This window comes from Ruegeria sp. HKCCSP351, assembly GCF_017872535.1.
Taxonomy (GTDB): domain Bacteria; phylum Pseudomonadota; class Alphaproteobacteria; order Rhodobacterales; family Rhodobacteraceae; genus Ruegeria.
Map to the genome: position 1 here is coordinate 377,119 of NZ_JAEDOV010000003.1, position 20,557 is coordinate 397,675.

General features: G+C 57.8%; 18 protein-coding genes. 10 read left to right on the forward strand and 8 right to left on the reverse strand.

Going from position 1 to position 20,557, the window contains the following annotated elements:
* Positions 1-85: 85 nt before the first annotated feature.
* Together I9182_RS08915 and I9182_RS08920 are read right to left on the reverse strand one after the other, a co-directional pair.
* On the reverse strand, positions 86-652 hold the full coding sequence (locus tag I9182_RS08915) for a hypothetical protein (RefSeq protein WP_209504720.1): 567 nt from the start codon (positions 650-652) through the stop codon (positions 86-88).
* Between the two features lie 30 nt (positions 653-682).
* Entirely contained in the window at positions 683-1,165 is a 483-nt protein-coding gene (locus I9182_RS08920) for an Lrp/AsnC ligand binding domain-containing protein (protein ID WP_209598000.1), read from the reverse strand.
* A gap of 108 nt (positions 1,166-1,273) precedes the next feature.
* Here I9182_RS08920 and putA point away from each other — a divergent pair, with 108 nt between their 5' ends.
* Positions 1,274-4,672 carry a bifunctional proline dehydrogenase/L-glutamate gamma-semialdehyde dehydrogenase PutA gene (gene putA / locus I9182_RS08925; RefSeq protein ID WP_209598001.1) on the forward strand — a complete coding sequence of 1,133 codons (3,399 nt, stop codon included), beginning with the start codon at positions 1,274-1,276 and terminating at the stop codon, positions 4,670-4,672.
* 42 nt (positions 4,673-4,714) lie between these two features.
* Entirely contained in the window at positions 4,715-5,458 is a 744-nt protein-coding gene (locus tag I9182_RS08930) for a rhomboid family intramembrane serine protease (RefSeq protein WP_209504723.1), read from the forward strand.
* 18 nt (positions 5,459-5,476) lie between these two features.
* Here I9182_RS08930 and I9182_RS08935 read toward each other — a convergent pair whose 3' ends face one another.
* On the reverse strand, positions 5,477-6,262 hold the full coding sequence (locus I9182_RS08935; RefSeq protein ID WP_209598002.1) for an inositol monophosphatase family protein: 786 nt from the start codon (positions 6,260-6,262) through the stop codon (positions 5,477-5,479).
* 97 nt (positions 6,263-6,359) lie between these two features.
* Positions 6,360-7,265, reverse strand: a complete 906-nt coding sequence (locus I9182_RS08940; protein WP_209504725.1) for a LysR family transcriptional regulator — start codon at positions 7,263-7,265, stop codon at positions 6,360-6,362.
* A 94-nt stretch (positions 7,266-7,359) separates the two neighbouring features.
* On the opposite strand from I9182_RS08940, the gene metF reads away from it, so the two are divergent.
* Positions 7,360-8,226, forward strand: coding sequence for a methylenetetrahydrofolate reductase [NAD(P)H] (gene metF / locus I9182_RS08945; RefSeq protein WP_209598003.1), 867 nt, complete (start codon positions 7,360-7,362; stop codon positions 8,224-8,226).
* Positions 8,227-8,440: 214 nt separating this feature from the next.
* Entirely contained in the window at positions 8,441-9,121 is a 681-nt protein-coding gene (locus I9182_RS08950) for a J domain-containing protein (protein WP_245222553.1), read from the forward strand.
* A 49-nt stretch (positions 9,122-9,170) separates the two neighbouring features.
* Here I9182_RS08950 and I9182_RS08955 read toward each other — a convergent pair whose 3' ends face one another.
* On the reverse strand, positions 9,171-9,689 hold the full coding sequence (locus I9182_RS08955) for a YHS domain-containing (seleno)protein (protein WP_209504728.1): 519 nt from the start codon (positions 9,687-9,689) through the stop codon (positions 9,171-9,173).
* A 248-nt stretch (positions 9,690-9,937) separates the two neighbouring features.
* Here I9182_RS08955 and yghU point away from each other — a divergent pair, with 248 nt between their 5' ends.
* Complete coding sequence (gene yghU, locus I9182_RS08960) at positions 9,938-10,816, forward strand: glutathione-dependent disulfide-bond oxidoreductase (protein WP_209598004.1); 879 nt, start codon at positions 9,938-9,940, stop codon at positions 10,814-10,816.
* 59 nt (positions 10,817-10,875) lie between these two features.
* Here yghU and I9182_RS08965 read toward each other — a convergent pair whose 3' ends face one another.
* Together I9182_RS08965 and I9182_RS08970 are read right to left on the reverse strand one after the other, a co-directional pair.
* Positions 10,876-11,664, reverse strand: coding sequence for an SseB family protein (locus I9182_RS08965; RefSeq protein ID WP_209598005.1), 789 nt, complete (start codon positions 11,662-11,664; stop codon positions 10,876-10,878).
* Positions 11,657-12,244 carry a uracil-DNA glycosylase family protein gene (locus I9182_RS08970; RefSeq protein ID WP_209598006.1) on the reverse strand — a complete coding sequence of 196 codons (588 nt, stop codon included), beginning with the start codon at positions 12,242-12,244 and terminating at the stop codon, positions 11,657-11,659. Before I9182_RS08970 ends, I9182_RS08965 begins: the two co-directional genes overlap by 8 nt.
* 248 nt (positions 12,245-12,492) lie before the next feature.
* Between I9182_RS08970 and I9182_RS08975 the strand changes: the two genes are divergently transcribed.
* The 4 genes from I9182_RS08975 to I9182_RS08990 are packed head-to-tail and all read left to right on the forward strand — an operon-like array spanning position 12,493 to position 17,064.
* The gene (locus I9182_RS08975; protein WP_209504732.1) at positions 12,493-13,152 is read left to right on the forward strand and encodes an ATP-binding cassette domain-containing protein; all 660 of its coding nucleotides are present in this window, start codon (positions 12,493-12,495) and stop codon (positions 13,150-13,152) included.
* Complete coding sequence (locus tag I9182_RS08980) at positions 13,130-14,713, forward strand: capsule biosynthesis protein (protein ID WP_209598007.1); 1,584 nt, start codon at positions 13,130-13,132, stop codon at positions 14,711-14,713. The genes I9182_RS08975 and I9182_RS08980 overlap by 23 nt, the downstream gene beginning before the upstream one ends.
* A 5-nt stretch (positions 14,714-14,718) precedes the next feature.
* The gene (gene kdsA, locus I9182_RS08985) at positions 14,719-15,552 is read left to right on the forward strand and encodes a 3-deoxy-8-phosphooctulonate synthase (protein WP_209504734.1); all 834 of its coding nucleotides are present in this window, start codon (positions 14,719-14,721) and stop codon (positions 15,550-15,552) included.
* A gap of 15 nt (positions 15,553-15,567) precedes the next feature.
* Positions 15,568-17,064, forward strand: a complete 1,497-nt coding sequence (locus tag I9182_RS08990) for a phosphomannomutase/phosphoglucomutase (protein ID WP_209598008.1) — start codon at positions 15,568-15,570, stop codon at positions 17,062-17,064.
* 47 nt (positions 17,065-17,111) lie between these two features.
* Here the strand turns inward: I9182_RS08990 and I9182_RS08995 are convergent, their stop codons facing one another.
* Positions 17,112-19,067, reverse strand: coding sequence for an AsmA family protein (locus I9182_RS08995; protein WP_209598009.1), 1,956 nt, complete (start codon positions 19,065-19,067; stop codon positions 17,112-17,114).
* A gap of 95 nt (positions 19,068-19,162) precedes the next feature.
* Between I9182_RS08995 and rimO the strand changes: the two genes are divergently transcribed.
* On the forward strand, positions 19,163-20,551 hold the full coding sequence (gene rimO, locus I9182_RS09000) for a 30S ribosomal protein S12 methylthiotransferase RimO (protein ID WP_209598010.1): 1,389 nt from the start codon (positions 19,163-19,165) through the stop codon (positions 20,549-20,551).
* Positions 20,552-20,557: the final 6 nt, after the last annotated feature.

Below are 20,557 nucleotides of genomic sequence, written 5' to 3' on the forward strand. Positions count from 1 at the left end.
TCCTGTTAGTTCAACGGAGGCCTGACACGACCGGTTTGTCAGCAACCGGACTCAGGTCACCACGCGGCCTACCGAAAACCTGATGTCAGATATCTTGACCGGGCGGTTCCAAAAGACCGCCGGGTTCTAACAAAGCCCTTTCTGACAGCCATGGGTTAAGTTCTAACGCTTCGGCAAGGGCAGCGCGCGCGTCGTCAAGGCGCTTCAAACCCAACAATGACAAGGCACGCCCGCTCAGCGCACCTATATGGTTCGGCGACAACTCGATCGTGACATTCAGATCCTGCAAGGCAGCAGCGAAGTCTTGTCTGAGATAGTTCACAAACGCGCGCTGATTGTAGCCTTCGGCGTAGTTCGGGCAGTAATCGACTAGTTGGTCAAGCTCGTCCAACGCGCCCAGTAAATCCCAGGCCTCTCGCCGCGCCATTCCCCGGTCCAGCAAGCCTTGCGCACGCGCATCTGGTGCGTCGGTCCAAAGCTCCCACATCTGGTTGGAAATGGCGCGCGCATCACTTTGCGATTCTGCCTTCTGAACCTGATTGATTAGCGCATCCACACTTTCCGAATGATCCGGGGCGGCCGGGCAGGACTGAGCGTGCGCCGTGCAGGACAAGGCAACAACAGCAAGAGCAGCGAGGAAAGCGTGTGTCATGCACCAAGGATGGCTCGTATTCCTGATCCGTCAAGCCTGATGCTCGAACCCACCTAAACTGCCGGTTTCCTTAACCGCCTCCATCGCCACAAAGGTCGAAGTGCTGGCGACATGCGGCAAGGATGAAATCTTTTCAGCCAGAACACGGCGATACTCCGACATCGTGGCCGTGCGAACCTTCAACAAATAGTCGAAGTTCGAGGCAATCATATGGGCTTGCTCGACCTCGGCAGTTTTTCGGACTGCCGCGTTGAACTCGGCCAGTGCCTTTTCGCGGGTATCGGCTAGGCGCACCTCGACAAAGGCAACGTGGTCCAGCCCCAATCTGATCGGATCCAGCATCGCCCGGTATCCTTTGATCACTCCGCTTGCTTCAAGCCGTTTCAGGCGCGCCTGTGTCGGTGATTTAGATAAACCGATATCGCGCGCAAGATCGGCGACCGAAATGCGCCCATCCTCGGCCAGAATTCTCAGAATCGACCGGTCAAACCGGTCCAGGTCAGGAAAGTTCATTTGCGCTGCTCTCTGGCGAAATTTCAGGTGTTCCGCCTTCAATTATCGTAAACTCAGGCGATTGTCCTGACTTTTCGTAGGTATATTGGCACAAAGACCGGAGGACCCATGTCTCATACCCTGCGTACATTAATCGACACCTCAACCTATGCTGACCAGTCGGCGATCCTTGAAACCCTGATCTCTCAGGCCAGCCTGAGCGTTACGGACCGCAGCGCCATCAGCGCAGCTGCCGCGCAGCTTGTGCGCGACATCCGCTCCAGTACGTCTCCGGGGTTGATGGAGGTATTTCTTGCCGAATACGGCCTGTCCACCGACGAAGGCGTCGCCCTGATGTGCCTGGCCGAAGCGCTGTTGCGCGTGCCGGATGCAGACACGATTGACGCGTTGATTGAAGACAAGATCGCCCCTTCGGATTGGGGTAAGCATCTTGGGCACTCGTCTTCATCCTTGGTGAACGCCTCAACATGGGCGCTGATGCTGACGGGCAAGGTTCTGGACGAAGGCAAGACCTCGCCCGTTGGTGCCCTGCGCGGGGCCATCAAGCGATTGGGTGAACCCGTGATCCGTACCGCTGTGTCGCGGGCGATGAAGGAAATGGGGCGGCAATTCGTGTTGGGTGAATCCATTCACGCCGCGATGGAACGCGCGCGCGGGATGGAAAGCAAGGGGTATACCTACTCCTACGACATGCTGGGAGAAGCAGCCCGGACCGAAGGGGATGCCGCGCGATATCACCTGTCGTATTCACGCGCCATTTCGGCCATCGCTGAGGCCTGTACCCATGATGATATCCGCGCCAACCCCGGCATTTCGGTCAAGTTGTCTGCCCTGCACCCCCGCTATGAACTGGCACAAGAAAAGCGGGTGATGGATGAACTGGTTCCGCGCCTGCGGGCGCTGGCCCTTTTGGCTAAGGCCGCCGGCATGGGGTTGAACGTCGACGCCGAAGAGGCGGATCGCCTGTCTTTGTCATTGCAGGTGATTGACGCGGTGATGTCCGATCCGGCTCTGGCTGGCTGGGATGGGTTCGGCATCGTGGTTCAGGCTTATGGGCCACGCGCTTCGCTGGTTCTGGACACGCTCTATGACATGGCTGAACGCCACGATCGCAAGCTGATGGTGCGTCTGGTCAAAGGCGCATATTGGGATACCGAGATCAAACGCGCGCAGGTCGAAGGCGTGGATGGCTTTCCCGTCTTCACGCACAAGGCGGTCACCGATGTGTCCTATATCGCCAATGCGCGCAAGTTGCTGGGCATGACAAACCGGATCTATCCGCAATTCGCCACCCACAACGCCCATACAGTCAGCGCCATATTGCACATGGCCGAAGGTCAGCCTTTTGAATTCCAGCGCCTGCATGGTATGGGTGAGACATTGCATCAGCTTGTGATGAACAGGCAGAAAACGCGTTGTCGCATCTACGCACCGGTTGGTGCGCATCGTGACCTGCTGGCCTACCTTGTGCGGCGTCTGCTGGAAAACGGGGCAAACTCATCATTCGTCAACCAGATTGTCGACGAAAACGTCCCGCCGGAAGTGGTTGCCTCGGATCCGTTTGTTACGGTGCTGACACCGCCGCCCCCACTGCCCACCGGGCCCGAACTGTTCAAGCCGGAACGCCCCAATTCCAAAGGTTTCGATCTACACCACACCCCGACGCTGGACAAGATTGATGCAGCGCGGGATCAGTTCCGTGCGTATCACTGGTATGCACAGCCGTTGCTGGCTGACGCTGCCAAACCCCAGGCGGATGAGCAGATAATCAACCCGGCGAATCCTGCCGACAAGCCGGGCGCGGTCGCCTCGGCAAGTGAAGCAGATGTGGAACTGTCGCTGGCTTCGGCAAAGCCGTGGCAGGCCCCGGCAGTCGAACGTGCCCGCATCCTGAACTCTGCCGCCGATCTTTATGAAACGCATTACGGCGAGTTATTCGCCCTGCTGGCGCGCGAGGCTGGCAAGTCGCTGCCTGACGCCGTGGCGGAACTGCGTGAGGCGGTGGATTTCCTGCGTTACTACGCCGCCAACATACCTGATGCCGAGCCCGCTGGAGTATTCACCTGCATCAGCCCGTGGAACTTCCCGCTGGCGATCTTCTCAGGGCAAATATCGGCAGCTTTGGCAACCGGGAACGCCGTTTTGGCCAAGCCTGCGCCGCAGACACCCCTGATCGCGCACCGCGCCATTCAATTGCTGCATGAGGCTGGTGTGCCGCGCCACGCGCTGCAATTGCTGCCGGGTGGTCCGACCGTGGGCGCGGCGCTGACATCGGATGCGCGCGTCTCGGGCGTGGCCTTCACCGGCTCGACAACGACCGCTCTCAGAATCCGGTCGGCAATGGCTGGGTCCATGCGCCCCGGCACGCCGCTGATTGCGGAAACTGGTGGCCTGAACGCCATGATCGTTGACAGCACCGCACTTCCCGAACAGGCCGTGCAATCGATCATTGAAAGCGCTTTTCAGTCCGCAGGCCAGCGGTGTTCCGCACTGCGATGCCTGTACCTTCAAGAGGATATCGCAAATGACGTCCTGACCATGCTCAAAGGGGCAATGGATGCCCTGCGCATCGGTGATCCGTGGCTGATCTCTACCGATTGCGGCCCGGTGATCGACGCGCAGGCCCGGCAGGTAATCGCTGATCACGTCGCCACGGCACGGGCCGAAGGGCGTGTTCTGAAAGAGCTGCCGCTACCGCCCGAAGGTATCTTTGTTGCCCCCACGTTGATCGAAATCTCGGGCATTGCCGCGCTGGAGCGCGAAATATTTGGCCCCGTATTGCACGTGGCAAGGTTCAAAGCGCAGGAGATCGACAAGGTCATCGCGGATATCAACGCAACCGGATACGGGCTGACCTTTGGCCTGCAAACCCGGATCGACGACCGGGTGCAGCATGTGACTGAAGCTATCCATGCCGGAAACATCTATGTAAACCGCAATCAGATTGGTGCCATCGTTGGCTCCCAACCTTTTGGCGGTGAAGGGCTGTCAGGCACCGGCCCGAAGGCGGGCGGCCCGAATTACATGGCCAGGTTCTGTGCACCTGATCGGCAAACCACGACAGAAACCTGGGAGCATTTGGCAGACCTACCTGCCCCTCAAGGCCAGCCTGCCCCAATCCAAACCCGTTCTCTGCCCGGCCCAACCGGAGAATCGAACCGGCTGAGCGAATATCCCCGCCCACCACTTCTGTGCATGGGGCCGGGGGAAACGGCGGCGCGCGCGCAGGCTGAAGCCGTACAGGCACTGGGTGGCACGGCCATTCAGGCAGCCGGAATGCTTGACCTTCACCGGTTGGAGAACCTGACCGGTATCTCTGGTGTTCTTTGGTGGGGCGATGCTGAAACCGCGCAGCAGATCGAACTGCATCTGGCCCGTCGGGACGGCCCCATTCTTCCCCTGATTCCGGGCAGACCCGACCGCGCGCGTGTGCTGGGTGAGCGCCATGTGTGTGTCGATACGACCGCAGCTGGCGGAAACGCTGCGTTGTTGGGAGGTGCGGCATAAGCTTGCCTTGACGCTGGGCGCGTAAAAGCCCAGCGTCACCTCATGTTTCCGATACGTGACCATAACCCCTCGGGGCGCACGCCTTATGTTGTCTACGTCTTATTGGCGGCCAACATCCTGATCTTCCTCAGCTATGTGGGGATCATGAATGATGCGCCACTTATCAACCGGCTGTTCTTCGACTACGCCATCATCCCGGCGCGGGTCAGCGATGGGGTTGGTCTGGAAACCTTTGTGACATCCATGTTCCTGCATGGAGGTTGGATGCATCTGGCCGGGAACATGCTGTTCTTATGGATATTCGGCGACAATCTGGAAGACGAAATGGGCCATCTGCCCTTTTTGCTGTTCTACCTGGTCGCAGGTATCGGCGCAGGTCTGATCCATGTGGTTACAGGGCCGGACTCTCAGGTGCCTACCGTCGGCGCCTCGGGCGCGATTGCGGGTGTCATGGGGGGATACCTACTGCTGTTTCCCAAGGCGCGTGTGGATATTCTGCTGATCCTGGTTGTCTATTTCAGGGTCTTTACCATCCCCGCCTTCATCATGCTGGGCGTATGGCTGGCGATTCAGTTCTTTGGCAGCGTCACCAGCAACCCGGACGAAGGCGGTATCGCCTACTGGGCCCATACCGGCGGGTTTGCCGTGGGGTTGATCCTATGCGTACCATTGTGGCTGCGGCGCGGTGGAGTGCAATTCTGGAACCGCACGCACGGGCACCCGCCCCACCCAGAGACAAAGTACAAGCTGTCGCAGTCTCGTATACCGCGCGTTCCGCGTCGATAAAGCTGGGCTAAGGGGCGATCAGCCCCGGATGACTTTGGAGAATTGATCAAAGATCGGTTCATTCGAACAGATCACTTCACCATCTTCCAGCGCGTTGCCTTCAGGGTTCAGGGCCTGCACGAAACCGCCCGCCTCTTTCACGATGATGATACCGGCGGCGATATCCCAGGCGTTCAGGCGACGCTCCCAGAAACCTTCGTACCGGCCCGCAGCCACATATGCCATGTCAAGCGCCGCAGCACCCCAACGGCGCACACCGGCGCAGGCGGGCATCAGACGCGCCAGATCCTGCAGGGTTGCAGGCAGGTCAGAACGACCCCCAAAGGGCAGACCGGTTGCAAAGATCGATTCAATCATGCGGTGACGCCCCGACACACGAATTCGGGTGTCGTTCATCCATGCACCCTCGCCTTTTTCAGCAAAGAACATCTCGTCCTTGGCAGCATCATAGATCACGCCGGCAACGATCTTGCCCTTATGTTCCAGTGCAATCGAAATTGCCCAATGCGGCAGGCCATGCAGAAAATTGGTGGTACCGTCCAGCGGATCTACGATCCAGCGGCGGGTCGGGTCTTCTCCGTCGATGGAACCGCCCTCTTCGGCCAGCCAGCCATAGGTCGGGCGTGCGCCCAGCAATTCGTCCTTCAGGATGGCCTCGGCCGCGATATCGGCCTTGGAAACAAAATCGCCCGCACCCTTCATCGACACCTGCAGATTCTCGACTTCACGAAAGTCCTTGACCAAAGAACGCCCCGCCTTACGCGCGGCCTTGATCATGATGTTGAGATTTGCACTGCCAACCATTGTAATAGGGCTCCTGTCCGGTCAAGCCGCGCGTATACTGCCGCAAGGCTTCCTTGCCAAGAGGAATGATCGCATAACAGACCCGCAGAAAACGCCTCTACCGGGATTGCAGCTTGCGCGCCTCTTCGCGGGCCAGTTTCACCAGTTCCTGAACATAGGGCTTGTCCAGATCTTCTGATCGGACCGCTGCATAAAGGCGACGCGTGATCCCCTCTTTGGTCAGGGGCCGGGTCACATAGTCCGAGTTGTATTTGACCTCGCGCACGACCCAATCCGGCAAAACCGAGATGCCCCGGTTTGATGCCACCAGAAGCAGGATGACAGCTGTCAATTCCACCTGCCTGATCGAGGCGGGTTCGACGCGTGCAGGGATCAACAATTGGCTGAACACATCCAGACGTGTGCGCTCCACCGGGTAGGTTATCAGGGTCTGACCTCGGAAATCCTCAGCCTCGATATAGGCTTTTTCCGCCAGTGGATGGGCTGATGCAGCGACAAAGACGGGATTGTAGTCAAACAGCTCCACAAACTCGACACCCGGCAGATCTTCAGGATCGGATGAGACCACCAGATCAACCTCTTCCTTCTGCAAGGCAGGCAGGGCATCAAAGGCCAGACCGGGTCGGATATCGACATCCACGTCGCCCCAGGATTTCCTGAAGGATTCAAGAACCGGAAACAGCCATTCGAAACACGCGTGGCATTCGATGGCGATATGCATTCGCCCGGTGCGCCCATCCCGCAGCGACGAAAACTCATTTTGTGCCGCCTCGACCTGCGGCAGGATCTGCTCGGCCAACCGCAGCAGGCGCAAACCGGCGGCTGACAGCTTCATCGGCTTTGAACGTCGCAGAAACAGCTCGACCCCGGCCTGATCCTCCAACCCTTTGATCTGATGACTCAATGCGGATTGAGTGATGTTCAACTGGTCGGCAGCGCGTGCCAACCCACCGCATTCATGGATCGCCTTGATGGTACGCAGGTGCCGGAATTCAATGTGCATCTCAAGTAACGTTCATGTTGTTGTTGAATAATATGAGTTTGTCTCACAATGTCCGTCATGGCACAAGATAGTCAGTTGATCCAGTGAGGCAGCCATGTCCAAACCCGAAATTTCATTCGAGTTCTTTCCGCCCAAAACTCTGGAGGCTTCATTCCGCCTTTGGGATACGGTTCAGACATTGGCGCCACTGGAGCCCCGTTTTGTATCCGTCACCTACGGTGCAGGCGGTACGACCCGGGAACTGACGCGCGACGCGGTCGCAACCCTGCATAAATTCTCTGGCCTGAACGTCGCTGCGCATCTGACCTGTGTTGACGCTTCGCGGCAGGAAACGCTGGAAATCGCCGACACATTCGCACGTGCGGGCGTGCAGGACATCGTGGCCCTGCGGGGCGACCCGCCGAAAGGGCATGATCGGTTCGTACCGCACCCCGAAGGCTTTAACAGTTCGATTGAGTTGATTGAGGCGCTGGCTGAAACCGAAATGTTCAGCATCCGTGTCGGTGCCTATCCTGACAAGCACCCTGAAGCCGCGGACATGTCAGCAGACGTGGATTGGCTGAAGGCCAAACTTGACGCGGGCGCTGACGAAGCGCTGACGCAATTCTTTTTCGAGGCCGAAACCTTCTTCCGTTTCCGCGATGCCTGCGCCAAGGCGGGTATCGACAAACCGATCGTTCCGGGCATTCTGCCTATTGAAAACTGGGCAGGTGCGCGCAAGTTCGCCAGAAGTTGCGGCACGCATATTCCCGATTGGGTCGAACACGCCTTTGAAAAGGCCGTGCGCGACGGGCGTGAGGATCTGCTGGCAACTGCGATCTGCACCGAGTTGTGCTCGGACCTGATCGAAGGTGGTGTGGACAAGCTGCATTTCTATACCCTCAACCGCCCGGAATTGACGCGCGATGTGTGCTTTGCCCTTGGGATTACGCCACAGGTCGATCTGCAAAAAGTCGCCTGACAACTGAAAAATCCAATGATTCGCCAGGGTTACAAATTTTCCCGGGCGTTTTCCTTTTCTTATGCGTGACCTGTTTCACAGTCGTATCCGTGAATTCACGCCTTTGCGGAACAATGGAATCTTCGCATCGCGATTGTTGTCAGCTTCCCTCTCAATCAACCGTGAAATTTGACAAAACCATGCCCTCGGCAACACTAGGGGTGTGTAGTTTTTAATGAGTGTTTTGAGTATGGAACCTGTCGATAAGGTCAGGGCACGCATGGATGCCCTGGCAGATCTGGGCCTGAACCCGTCTGCCAATTCCAGTGAAATACGAGAGGCGTGGCGTCACATCGCCTTTCACACGCATCCTGATCACAAGGAAGGCGACAGTTCCGGGTTTTCACGCGCCAAGGCAGCCTATGATTTTCTGCGCAAAGAAGGGCTGGCGACAAAGGGCGGTGCCACAGCTGGCCCGCCACAACCACGTCGGGCACGGTTGAAGAAACGAATCATCGAGCTTCCGCAAGAGGATGTTGCCGCATGCGAGGCGATGCTGAATCCCGGGCAGGCGCTGTCGCATATGAACGCTCAGACTGGTATTCAACCCAAATGCGGCAGCGGTGTTGCTGACCATGTCCCCGACGCGGTCGGATGCTATGGGCGGCACCTGACTTACTTTGTCACGACACCGGTCAATCAGGGCGCAAATCGTGTGGCTTTGCCAACGACCGTTCTGACCAGTGCGCGGCACACCACAGCGGAAATCCTGAGCTTTCAATCCAGCGACACGGGCGCCGGGGAAGTTGTCATTCCCGATACGATCCGCGAACGCAAGTTTCCAGGTGCCAAGAGCGTCAGGATCCGGTTTGACGCGGATCAGGCGATACGGGATCAATTCTGGCTTGCAGGCTGAACGAAAAAGCCCGGCTGGTTAAGCCGGGCTTTGTGCATTTGCGGCCAGGTCAGTTTTTCACCGGACCTTCCGAGGTAAATTTCGGGATCACGCTGGTCGAGGCGTCAGACGGCTCGATACCCGGCCAGTTGCCTTCAGCAAGGTTGATGTTGCCCGGAATGTCTTCTTCGAAGAACCCGACGACCACATCCGTGATATTGAGGTACAGCTTATCGTCAACGATCCGCCACAAGTTCGGGTTTGCCGGAACCTTGCCACCGCGCGACACGCCATAGGCGCAGTGCCCATCATATTGTGGGGCATAATAGGCCGGGTTTTCCAGAAACTTGTCGCGGTTTTCCTCGGACGAGAATGCCCATGTTGCACCATTGTATTCGGCAGTGATGCTGGCATTGCCACGCACGCCTTCTTGCTGTGGTTGACCTACGGGGACCTGATCCAGGCTGCGATAGGCGACAACATCATACCCCGAGACGGCAAACCCCGTGCCGTCAATATATTGCGGCCCGGCAAATGCCGGAACGGCCAGGGCCATGGCCGCAGCAAAGGTCAAAGCAAAGCGTTTCATGTAGTTTATCCTTTTCGTACCAGCGGTATTGGTGACGCCGTGATGGCAGGTCTGGCAAAACAATATGCGATTCCCATTCTGTTCGTAGCCCTCCTCGCGCCGCTGTGACCCCTCTCGAGCAAACGTGAGAGTTTGGTCGCGGAATATTACAAATTTAGCCGGAAAAGCTGGGTTGGACTCGGCGGATTGCAACACTACCTGTAAGACTGCACCGAACGCGGCCCGGACAAAGGCATGAAAGGCAAGAAATGAGCGACCAATCTTCGTATACCCCACCTGCAGTCTGGACATGGGACAGTGAAAGTGGCGGACAGTTCGCCAACATTAACCGACCTATTGCCGGCGCAACCCATGAAAAGGACTTGCCGGTTGGGCGCCACCCTTTGCAGTTGTATTCCCTTGCCACGCCCAACGGTGTCAAAGTCACCGTAATGCTGGAAGAGTTGCTGGCATTGGGTCACGAAGGCGCTGAATACAACGCCTGGCTGATCAACATCGGCGATGGCGACCAGTTCGGTTCAGGGTTTGTCGAAGCCAACCCAAACTCGAAAATCCCAGCCCTTTGGGATCACTCTGGCTACAAGCCGGTTCGGGTGTTTGAAAGTGCCTCGATCCTGTTTCATCTGGCTGAGAAGTTCGGAGAGTTTCTGCCTGCGTCCGGGCCGGAACGGACCGAAGTCATGAACTGGCTATTCTGGCAAATGGGCAGCGCCCCTTATCTTGGTGGCGGGTTTGGCCATTTCTACGCTTACGCGCCTGAAAAGTGGGAATACCCGATCAACCGCTTTGCGATGGAGGCAAAACGCCAGTTGGACGTTCTGGACAGGGAACTGGCGAACAAGACCTATATCGCGGGCGAGGAATACACGATTGCCGACATGGCGATCTGGCCGTGGTACGGTCAACTGGTTCTGGGCCGACTGTACAGCGCGGCAGAGTTCCTTGACGCAGAATCCTACAAGAACGTGGTGCGCTGGGCCAAGGCGATAGACGCGCGGCCTGCGGTTCAGCGTGGCCGTATGGTCAACCGCGCCTTTGGCGAGCCGCACACGCAGCTTCACGAGCGTCACGACGCCAGCGATTTCGAAACACGTACGCAGGACAAGCTGGAAGCTGCTGCGGAATAGCAGCGTCCCATCCTAGTGGCACGCGGCGCAATATGCGCCGCGTGTTTGCGTTTTGGTCGTTACTTCAGAATTGGCGGTTTCGCGGGATTGCTGCCCGGAACCTCGCGCACCTGATCTGCAACCTGCGGTTCGGGCAGGTCAAAGCGAAGCCCGGTCTTCGCCAGCAGCGCGGCAGCGACGTCATCTGTGGCAAAGAACCCGACATCCATCGCCCCCGCCTCGATCCCGGAAAACGTCAGCGCCTCCGAAGCTGCTTTGGCCAGGGCCGGCTCGGCCCCTTCGATTGCACCGACAAACCCCAGCAAATGACCCTGAGCGCCCGCCTCGGATTTCGTGGCGACCAGATAGGCTGCACTGGCAAGCCCGCCAGCAGTTGCCAGCTTTGCATCAAGGGCGGTCAACAGGCTGTCCGGCAAACCGGCGGGAGGCATGAACTCGGCCAGCTTTTCCTCGACCTCTTCCGGGCCATGCTGCAACGTTTCGGCCAGCCAGCCCAAGGCCTCGGCAGGCACCAGCATGGATGATGGCGCAGTTTCCAGGTTCAGGCCCAGCCCGATACCCTGACCCGCCAGCATCCCCGACAATACGCGCCCCGACAGCGCAACATAAGGCACGGGCCGCCCGGCAAACCGCGCCAATCGTTCCTCGCGGTCGAAAGCCAACACAAAGCGCCCATCGGCCACATCGAACACTTCGGGCGAGATGTTTTCGCCCACCGCTTCCTCGGTCAGCATCAAAAACAGCTCACTATCTGCAAGCCGTTCAAAAAACCGCAGACGGGCAGCGTCGTTCTGCGGATCTGCCAGCATCGCGGCATGCGCCGTGTCCAACGCTGTGGTTTCAGTCATTCAGCACCTCTTGGACCCGCGCGCGCAGAACCGGCAGCAGTTCTGCCTCGAACCACGGGTTTTTCTTTACCCATGCCGTATTCCGCCAGGACGGATGAGGCAAGGCAAACACCCGCGGCGCATGGTCCTGCCAGTTCCGAACGGTATCTGTCACCGACCCGCGCACTCCCAGATGATATTTATGCGCATGACCACCGACCAACACCGTCAACGGCACCTGCCCCAGTTCCTGCATCACCCTGTCATGCCAGGTATTGCCGCATATCGCGGGCGGAGGAAGGTCCGCACCGCGGGCATCATAACCAGGGAAACAGAATGCCATGGGCACAATCGACACAAGGTCACGATCATAAAAAACAGGTTCATCGACCCCAAGCCAGTGGCGCAGCCTGTCGCCTGACGGGTCTGTAAAGGGCCGTCCTGACTCGTGCACGCGCGCACCCGGTGCCTGCCCCGCGACCAGGATGGGTGTTCCGCGCCGAAACCAGACCACCGGGCGGGGTTCATGGGCAGTTTTGGTTTGCGCAAAGGACGCGGCGCACAGGCGACACGCGCGGATTTCGCCATCTAAATCTTTCATCTGGTTGCGAAACCTCCCAAAGCTGTTTTGCAAAGATCAGGCCTGAAACCACATAATATAGGTGCAGCAGATTACCAGAAGTGCAGCGGAATTGCCGACAACCGATCAGTTGTTTGCGGGTTCGGCAGCAACGCATTGAACATTTGTTTCATAATTCGACATAATGTAGCCAACATGGATCGGTAAAAACCATCCTTTCTAACCGCCAAAAACGCGGCAACACAACGGAAACGAGCAGCAGGCTGCGAATGCTGGAATTCGACAATGTCAGCAAATCCTTCTGGACCGGGACGCGCCGTAAGGTGATCCTGGACAGGGTCTCATTCCGTGTCGAACTGGGCACGTCGCTGGGCGTTCTGGCCCCGAATGGTACTGGCAAAACCACACTGATCAACATGATGGCCGGGCTGGAAAAGCCCGACGAGGGTGTAATCCGCCGCGAATGCCGGGTCTCGTTTCCAATGGGATTCACCGGGGGTGTGACCGGCAAGTTGTCAGCGCTTGAGAACGCGCGATACATCGCCAAGATTTACGGCATGGACCCGGACTATGTTGAGGCGTATTGCAAATGGCTCTGCGGCTTGGGTGAATATTTCGAACAGCCGCTGTCCACCTATTCGTCGGGGATGCGGTCGCGATTCACGTTTTCTTTGATGCTTGCGCTGGATTTCGACATGTATCTTGTCGATGAAGGGATGCCAGCATCTACAGATGTTGAATTCAACGAAAAGGCAGGGGCGATCCTGAAGGAAAGGTTGCGCACTACGACATTGGTGATCGTGTCGCACAGCCCGACTGTATTGGAAAAATTCGCGCAGCAGGCCGCCGTTCTGCTGGACGGGCAATTGTACATGTTTGACTCCTTGGAAGAGGCAAAGCAGCTATATGACTACGAAACCCAAGGTTAGAAAGTACAACTGGCGCAGCAATCGCCCGGTGGACGATTCGGCCGAGGCGCGTGCGGATGCAATCTCGCGCATACGAGGCGCGACGCAAGGCCAGGCACCGGCGGCCGAGGCCAAGCCAGGCACGCAAATTGACGACATCAAGCGCGAAGGTCTGACAGGTCGCCAGTTGCGCATTGCGCGAAAACTGGCGCAGAAACACGGACTGGCAGCAACATCGGACTATGATGCGGTGCGCTTGCTGCGCAAGAAAGGCATTGATCCGTTTCAGCGCACGAACCTTCTTGATCTTGCCGCGGCAAAGCCCTCGGCACAGGGCGACAGCTCGAAGGTCAAAGACAAGATCAGCATTCAGTTGCCGCAATCCATAGGCGCAAGCACGCCAAACCTTCCGGGACCCGAGCTCAGCCCGGCTGAGCGGCGCAACCTTGAAATCGGTCAGATTCAGAAGGACATCGCGCGTCGACGCAGGCGTAAGCTGTTTGGCCTTTTCGCGCGTCTGGCCGCCTTTGTGTTCCTACCGACCTTTGTTGTGGGGTTCTATTTCTATCGCATCGCCACCCCGATGTATGCCAGCGATTCCGAGTTTCTGATCCTGCAAGCCGATGGCGGGCCGGGTTCCATCGGCGGGCTGCTTGCCGGGACGCAATTCGCCACCACACAGGATTCAATCTCGGTTCAGTCTTTCCTGGAATCGAAAGAGGCTTTGTTGCTGCTGGATCGGGACGCAGGGTTTTCTGATGTCTTCAAGCAGGAATCGATTGATCCGATTCAAAGGCTATCACCCGACGCCACGCTGGAAGACGCATACAAGCTGTTCAAACGCATGATCACCATCGGGTATGACCCAACCGAAGGGGTCATTCGGATGGAAGTTGTTGCACCAGATGCACAGACATCGACCGAGTTCTCGGAGCGTTTGATCTCTTACGCCGAAGCCCGGGTGAATGCCCTGTCCGGCAAGAAGCGCGAAGACCAGATGCGCGACGCATTGGAAAGCTTTGAAGCGGCGCAGGAGGCGCGGCGGCAGGCGCAGGAGGAATTGATCGAACTTCAGCTTCAAGGGGCAGTGCTGGACCCCGAGAATGTCATTGCCAGCCTGCGCGCACGCATCAACGAGATCGAGATATTGGTGCAGGACAAAGAGCTTGAACTTGCCGCCCTGCAAGACAACCTGCGCCCGAACAAAGCCAAGGTCGACGGCGTCAAGGCTGACATTGCCCGGCTTGAAAAGGTGCTGGAACAACTGAATGCCGAGATGCAGGATGCTTCCGATGGCGAAAATTCGCTGGCGCGGTTGAGTGTGCGCATCCAGATCGCTCAGGCGGATCTGGCGGCGCGGGACATGATGCTGCAAACGGCAATGCAGCAAATGGAATCGACCCGATCCGAAGCCAACCGACAGGTGCGTTACCTGACCGTCTCGGTGAACCCGATACCCAGTCAGGAACCCAGCTATCCGCGCAAGTTCGAAAATACGATTTTGGCATTCCTGTTGTTTGCTGGTATCTACCTCATGATCTCGCTTACCGCGTCGGTCCTTCGTGAACAGGTATCCTCATAAGACTCATGAAACATGTAAAAATCTCCGACCTGACAGTCGGCAACGACCTTCCGCTGACTATCATTGCGGGCCCCTGCCAGCTTGAAACGGCAGACCACGCACAAATGATTGCGGGCAAGATGAAAGAGGCCTGCGATGCAGCCGGTGCGCAATATGTCTTCAAGGCGTCTTATGACAAGGCAAACCGGACCTCACTGTCCGGCAAGCGCGGCATGGGCATTGATGCCGGGTTGCAGGTTCTGGATAGCATCCGCAAGACAATGGGCATTCCGGTCCTGACCGATGTTCATACCGAAGCGCAGTGCGCCATAGCTGCCGAGGCGGTAGACGTCCTGCAAATCCCGGCGTTCTTGTGCCGCCAGACGGATATGCTGCTGGCTGCGGGCAATACCGGCGCAGTGGTCAATGTGAAAAAGGGTCAGTTTCTTGCGCCGTGGGAGATGCCCAATATCGTGTCCAAGATCGAAAGCACGGGGAATCATAATATCCTGCTGACCGAACGTGGCACTTCGTTCGGCTATAACACACTGGTGGCTGATATGCGGTCCCTGCCGCAAATGGCCCAGACCGGGTATCCAGTAGTGATGGATGCGACCCATTCCGTGCAGCAACCGGGCGGAAAAGGTGGCTCCTCGGGCGGGCAACGCGAATTTGCTCCGGTCATGGCGCGCGCCGCCGTGTCGCTGGGTATTGGCGCGGTGTTCATTGAAACACACCAGGATCCGGACAATGCTCCTTCGGACGGGCCCAACATGATTCCGTTGTATCAGATGCCCCAACTCATTGACACTTTGATGCGCTTTGATGCGCTGGCCAAAGCTGATCCTATTCAGATTTAACGACTGAGACTTGTTATGACCAAACCAATTCCCGAGGTAACACCAAACACCTGGAGCTTTCTGCGTGACGCGATGATCAAACCCACCGGGTTTCGCGAATATGACGCCCGCTGGAAATATCCGGAAGAGATCAACCTGCCGGGCATGACGGCGCTTGGCCTTGGACTGGGTACTCAAATGCGCAGGCGCGGGATCGAGCCCGTGATCGCCGTGGGAAACGATTATCGTGACTATTCACTGGCGATCAAAAACGCCCTGATCCTGGGACTGATGCAGGCCGGTATCCGCGTGAATGACATTGGCCCTGCGCTTAGCCCGATGGCCTATTTCGCACAGTTTCATCTGGATGTACCGGCCGTGGCGATGGTTACGGCCAGCCACAATCCAAACGGCTGGACCGGTGTAAAAATGGGCTTTGACCGTCCTTTGACACACGGCCCCGATGAGATGTCTGAATTGCGCGACATCGTTCTGAACGGCGAAGGTCAGACGCATGAGGGTGGATCCTGGGAATTCGTCGAGGGCGTGAAAGAAGCGTACATCGACGACCTCGTCGGCGATTTCAAAGTGTCCCGCCCGCTAAAGGTTGTCTGCGCAACCGGAAACGGCACCGCTTCGGCCTTTGCGCCCGAAATCTTCGAACGGATGGGGGTTGAGGTCGTCCCCAGCCATAACCGGCTGGATTACACCTTCCCAAACTACAACCCGAACCCCGAAGCGATGGAAATGCTGCATGACATGGCGGCAACGGTAAAATCCAGCGGTGCCGATCTGGCACTTGGGTTTGATGGTGACGGTGATCGCTGCGGCGTCGTCGATGATGAAGGCGAAGAGATCTTTGCCGACAAGGTGGGTGTGATCATGGCCCGCGATCTGGCCAAGCTGCACCCCGGATCAACCTTTGTCGCTGATGTGAAATCCACCGGCCTGTTTGCCAGCGATCCCGAGTTGCAGGCCCTTGGCGTCAAAGCAGATTACTGGAAAACTGGCCACAGCCACATGAAACGGCGCGTCAAGGAAATCGGTGCGCTGGCTGGGTTCGAAAAGTCAGGTCACTACTTTTTAGCCGAACCGGTGGGGCGCGGTTATGACTGCGGAATGCGCGTCGCGGTCGAGATCTGCAAACTGATGGACCGCAACCCGGATCAAAGCATGTCCGACCTGCGCAAGGCGCTGCCCAAGACCTGGTCGACGCCCACGATGTCACCTTATGCAGCAGATACCGAAAAATACGATATCCTGCAGCGTCTGGTCGACAAGCTGGTTGCCAAAAGCGAGGCTAATGAGACTTTCGCTGGTCGTACGATCAAGGAGGTCGTTACGGTGAACGGCGCACGTGTCATTCTGGACAATGGCAGCTGGGGGCTGGTGCGGGCTTCATCCAACACACCCAATCTGGTGGTCGTGTGTGAAAGCAGCGAAAGCGAAGCTGAGATGCGTGCGATCTTTGCCGATATTGATGCGGTGATCCGAACCGAACCCGGTGTTGGAGATTACGATCAAACCATCTGAAGAAAACTGCTTGGGGCATATCTGATTGTCCCAAGCGCAACACTTGCTCAGTTTCCGCCAAACAGTTTGAGCAGCCCTTTCTTCGCCTCTTCTTCCAGCTTGTTCTTGAGCGCATCTTCGATCTGATCGCTGTCCGTGATGGTGGTATCCAGCTCGTTTCCAACCTTCTCGAAAACTTTCTGTTTTGCGTCGTTTTCCAGCTCTTTGACCTTCACATCTGCCGCTGCTTCGATGACCTTGGTCAGGTCCGGCTTGATTGATGGGTTGCTCCACGGGCCAACGATGCGCACAGGCACCGAGATGCCCTGCCCCGAATTGGCACGCAAAGCTACGGGTGTGAACAGATAATCGATATTGCGCGCACCCAGACCCACGACCCCCTGACCATCGGCGCGGAAATTCTTAAGCGACATAAGCAGATCGTTATTCGTCAATACACCCTGATCGATGGTGAAGTTGGCCGACAGGCTGTTGAACACCGTTGTTCCGCCAGATCCGGTCCCCTGCCCCATAAGTCGATCCAGATCGAAACCGGATATTACCCCCGTCCCGACATCCAGATTTCCCTTACCGCTGAGAGACCGCATGATCTGATCCTCAGACCGACCGACACCCAGAAACTCAATGGTTCCCGCCGCGGTTCCCGACAGGCGTTCGACACCGGCCAGTGTCGACAACGCCTGTTTCAGATCAATCTCACTTGCCGTCACCTTGCCGCCCACGGACAGGCCATTGCGATTGTTGGCAACCACCTGTCCGTTCAACTGACCCGAAAACAACGTCGCCGGATGCATCGCAAGAACCGCCCGCGCGCGATCCAGTGTCAGTGTCAGGTCACTTTTCCCAAACGTCATGCCGGGAACGGCGATTGAGTTGGCCGTCAGGCGAATATTGCCATTTGCCAAAGCCAGAGCGGATGCGTCGATTGGGTCTTTTGACCAGCCTTCTTGCACTGGTGAGGCAGGTTGAGACGCGCCACCCGGCCCGGAGCTGGTTTCGGCTATCTTCGACAGGTCCAGATCGCCCGCATCCAGGCGTGCGACGATCTGAGGAGGATCAGAAATGGTGATATCCGCCTCTCCGACAAACCGGTTGCCATCCAACTGCGCTGTCATGTTCCGCAGGGAAATCCGACCGTCCCGCGTATAGGTCATTCGCGCAGAGATATCGGCAACGTTACCCAATCCCGACGGCACAACCACACCAGCCTGACCGAAGGCCGCCAGCATCTTTTCCGTATCTCGGGTGATGATCTTTGTGGTCCCGTCCATTTCTCCGGCCAGATTGACTTGGCCGTCAAATCCGATCTTGCCGCCCGGCGCAGCCAGAGCCAATTCAAGCGCGGTTACGGATCCCGCGGCAAAAGCTGGCAAGTCCGGGATCTTCAGATCGACCTGAACAGCACCTCCGGGTACAGGCATTGATGCCTCCATTACCATCGGTGCAGTGACCTGCGGCCAACTGGCCGACAAGGTTACATCCGGAAAATCCATCTGCGTGGCACCATCTTCCACATAAATCAACCGCGCGTTCGTAAGCTGCAACTCTTCCAAAGTTACGACCGACGATGCGCCGCCCGGAACCGTCCCCGCAGACGGTGTGGCAGTGGCGGTGGTCACAGGCGCGCTCAGCTCCCAGTTTCCGCGCCCTTGCGAACGCTCCAGCCGCAGCACCGGGTTTTCCGCGAAAACGCGTTTGATCCGCAGATCCCCATTCAAAAGCGCAGCAGCATCCACGCCCACGGCAAGGCTATCAGCGCTCAGCATCGGCTCTGGCCCGGCCCAACTGGCGTTCCCAAAACGCACCGGCCCGGTTTCCATCCCAAGCACCGGCCAGAACGACAGGCGCACATCGCCGCTCAATGTCAGTTCGCGCCCGGTCTGGGCTTTGACCTGCTCGGCCAAAATCGCGCCAAGCTTGTCTCCGGGCATCAGCAATAGCGCGCCGATCACCAGCCCAAACACCGCCACGACAATAAACAGGATGCGTATCAGCCATTTCATGGTCTGCTCTCCGCCTTTTGGCTTGTCTTTGCCGCGATCATTAAAATCACACGTCACATTTGCAAGGGGAAGCTTTCCCCACTATACGCCGCGCCATGACAACGAACCCGCCAAACCTCCGCCCTGACCTGGCTCCGGCTGCCCGGATCACCGAGACACCCCGTTCGAACCAGCCGACGATCGGCATGGTTTCGCTGGGCTGTCCAAAAGCTTTGGTCGACAGCGAACGCATTCTGACCCGGCTTCGTGCTGAAGGATACGGCATTTCTCCGGATTATGCGGGGGCCGATGCCGTTATTGTGAACACTTGCGGGTTCCTCGACAGCGCCAAGGCAGAATCGCTGGATGCGATCGGAGAGGCGCTGGTTGAAAACGGCAAGGTTATCGTCACCGGCTGCCTGGGGGCCGAACCGGATTACATCCGTGAACACCACCCCCGCATCATGGCGGTCACCGGTCCGCATCAGTACGAGCAGGTTCTGGATGCGGTTCACGTCGCCGTTCCCCCTGACCCTGACCCGTTCGTCGATCTGCTGCCCGCCAGCAGTGTGCGACTGACCCCCCGCCACTACAGCTATCTGAAGATTTCCGAGGGCTGTAACCACAAATGCAAGTTCTGCATCATCCCCGATATGCGAGGAAAACTGGCCAGCCGTCCGGCCCATGCGGTTCTGCGCGAGGCGGAAAAGCTGGTCGATAGCGGCGTGCGCGAACTGTTGGTAATCTCACAGGACACGTCTGCCTATGGGCTGGACCGGAAATACGATGTGAACCCGTGGAAAGACCGCCATGTGCGCAGCCACATCACCGATCTGGCCCGTGAACTGGGTCAGTTGGATGCTTGGGTGCGGCTGCACTATGTCTATCCCTATCCTCATGTGCGCGAGTTGATCTCCCTGATGGCGGATGCCGGGTCCAACATACTGCCGTATCTGGATATCCCGTTCCAGCACGCCCACCCGGATGTTCTGAAACGGATGGCCCGCCCCGCCGCAGCGGCCAAAACTCTGGACGAGATTCAGGCCTGGCGCGCAATCTGCCCCGATATCACCCTGCGCTCGACCTTTATCGTTGGCTATCCGGGTGAATCCGAGGCCGAATTCCAAACCCTGCTGGACTGGATGGACGAGGCGCAACTGGATCGTGTCGGCTGTTTCCAATACGAAAACGTGGACGGTGCGCGCTCAAACGACCTGCCCGATCACGTCCCGGCCGAAATCAAGCAAGAGCGGTGGGATCGCTTCATGGAAAAGGCCCAGGCCATTTCAGAAGCCAAGTTGCAGGCGAAGGTCGGACAAACGCTTCAAGTAATCGTCGACGAAGTGGATGACGAAGCCGCCACCTGCCGCACCAAGTCGGACGCACCCGAGATCGACGGCAACCTGTTCATTGACGAAGGTTTCGAAGGCCTCAAACCCGGTGATATCGTCACGGTCGAAGTGGACGAGGCGGGGGAATACGATCTGTGGGGGAAACCCGTTTAACGCCAA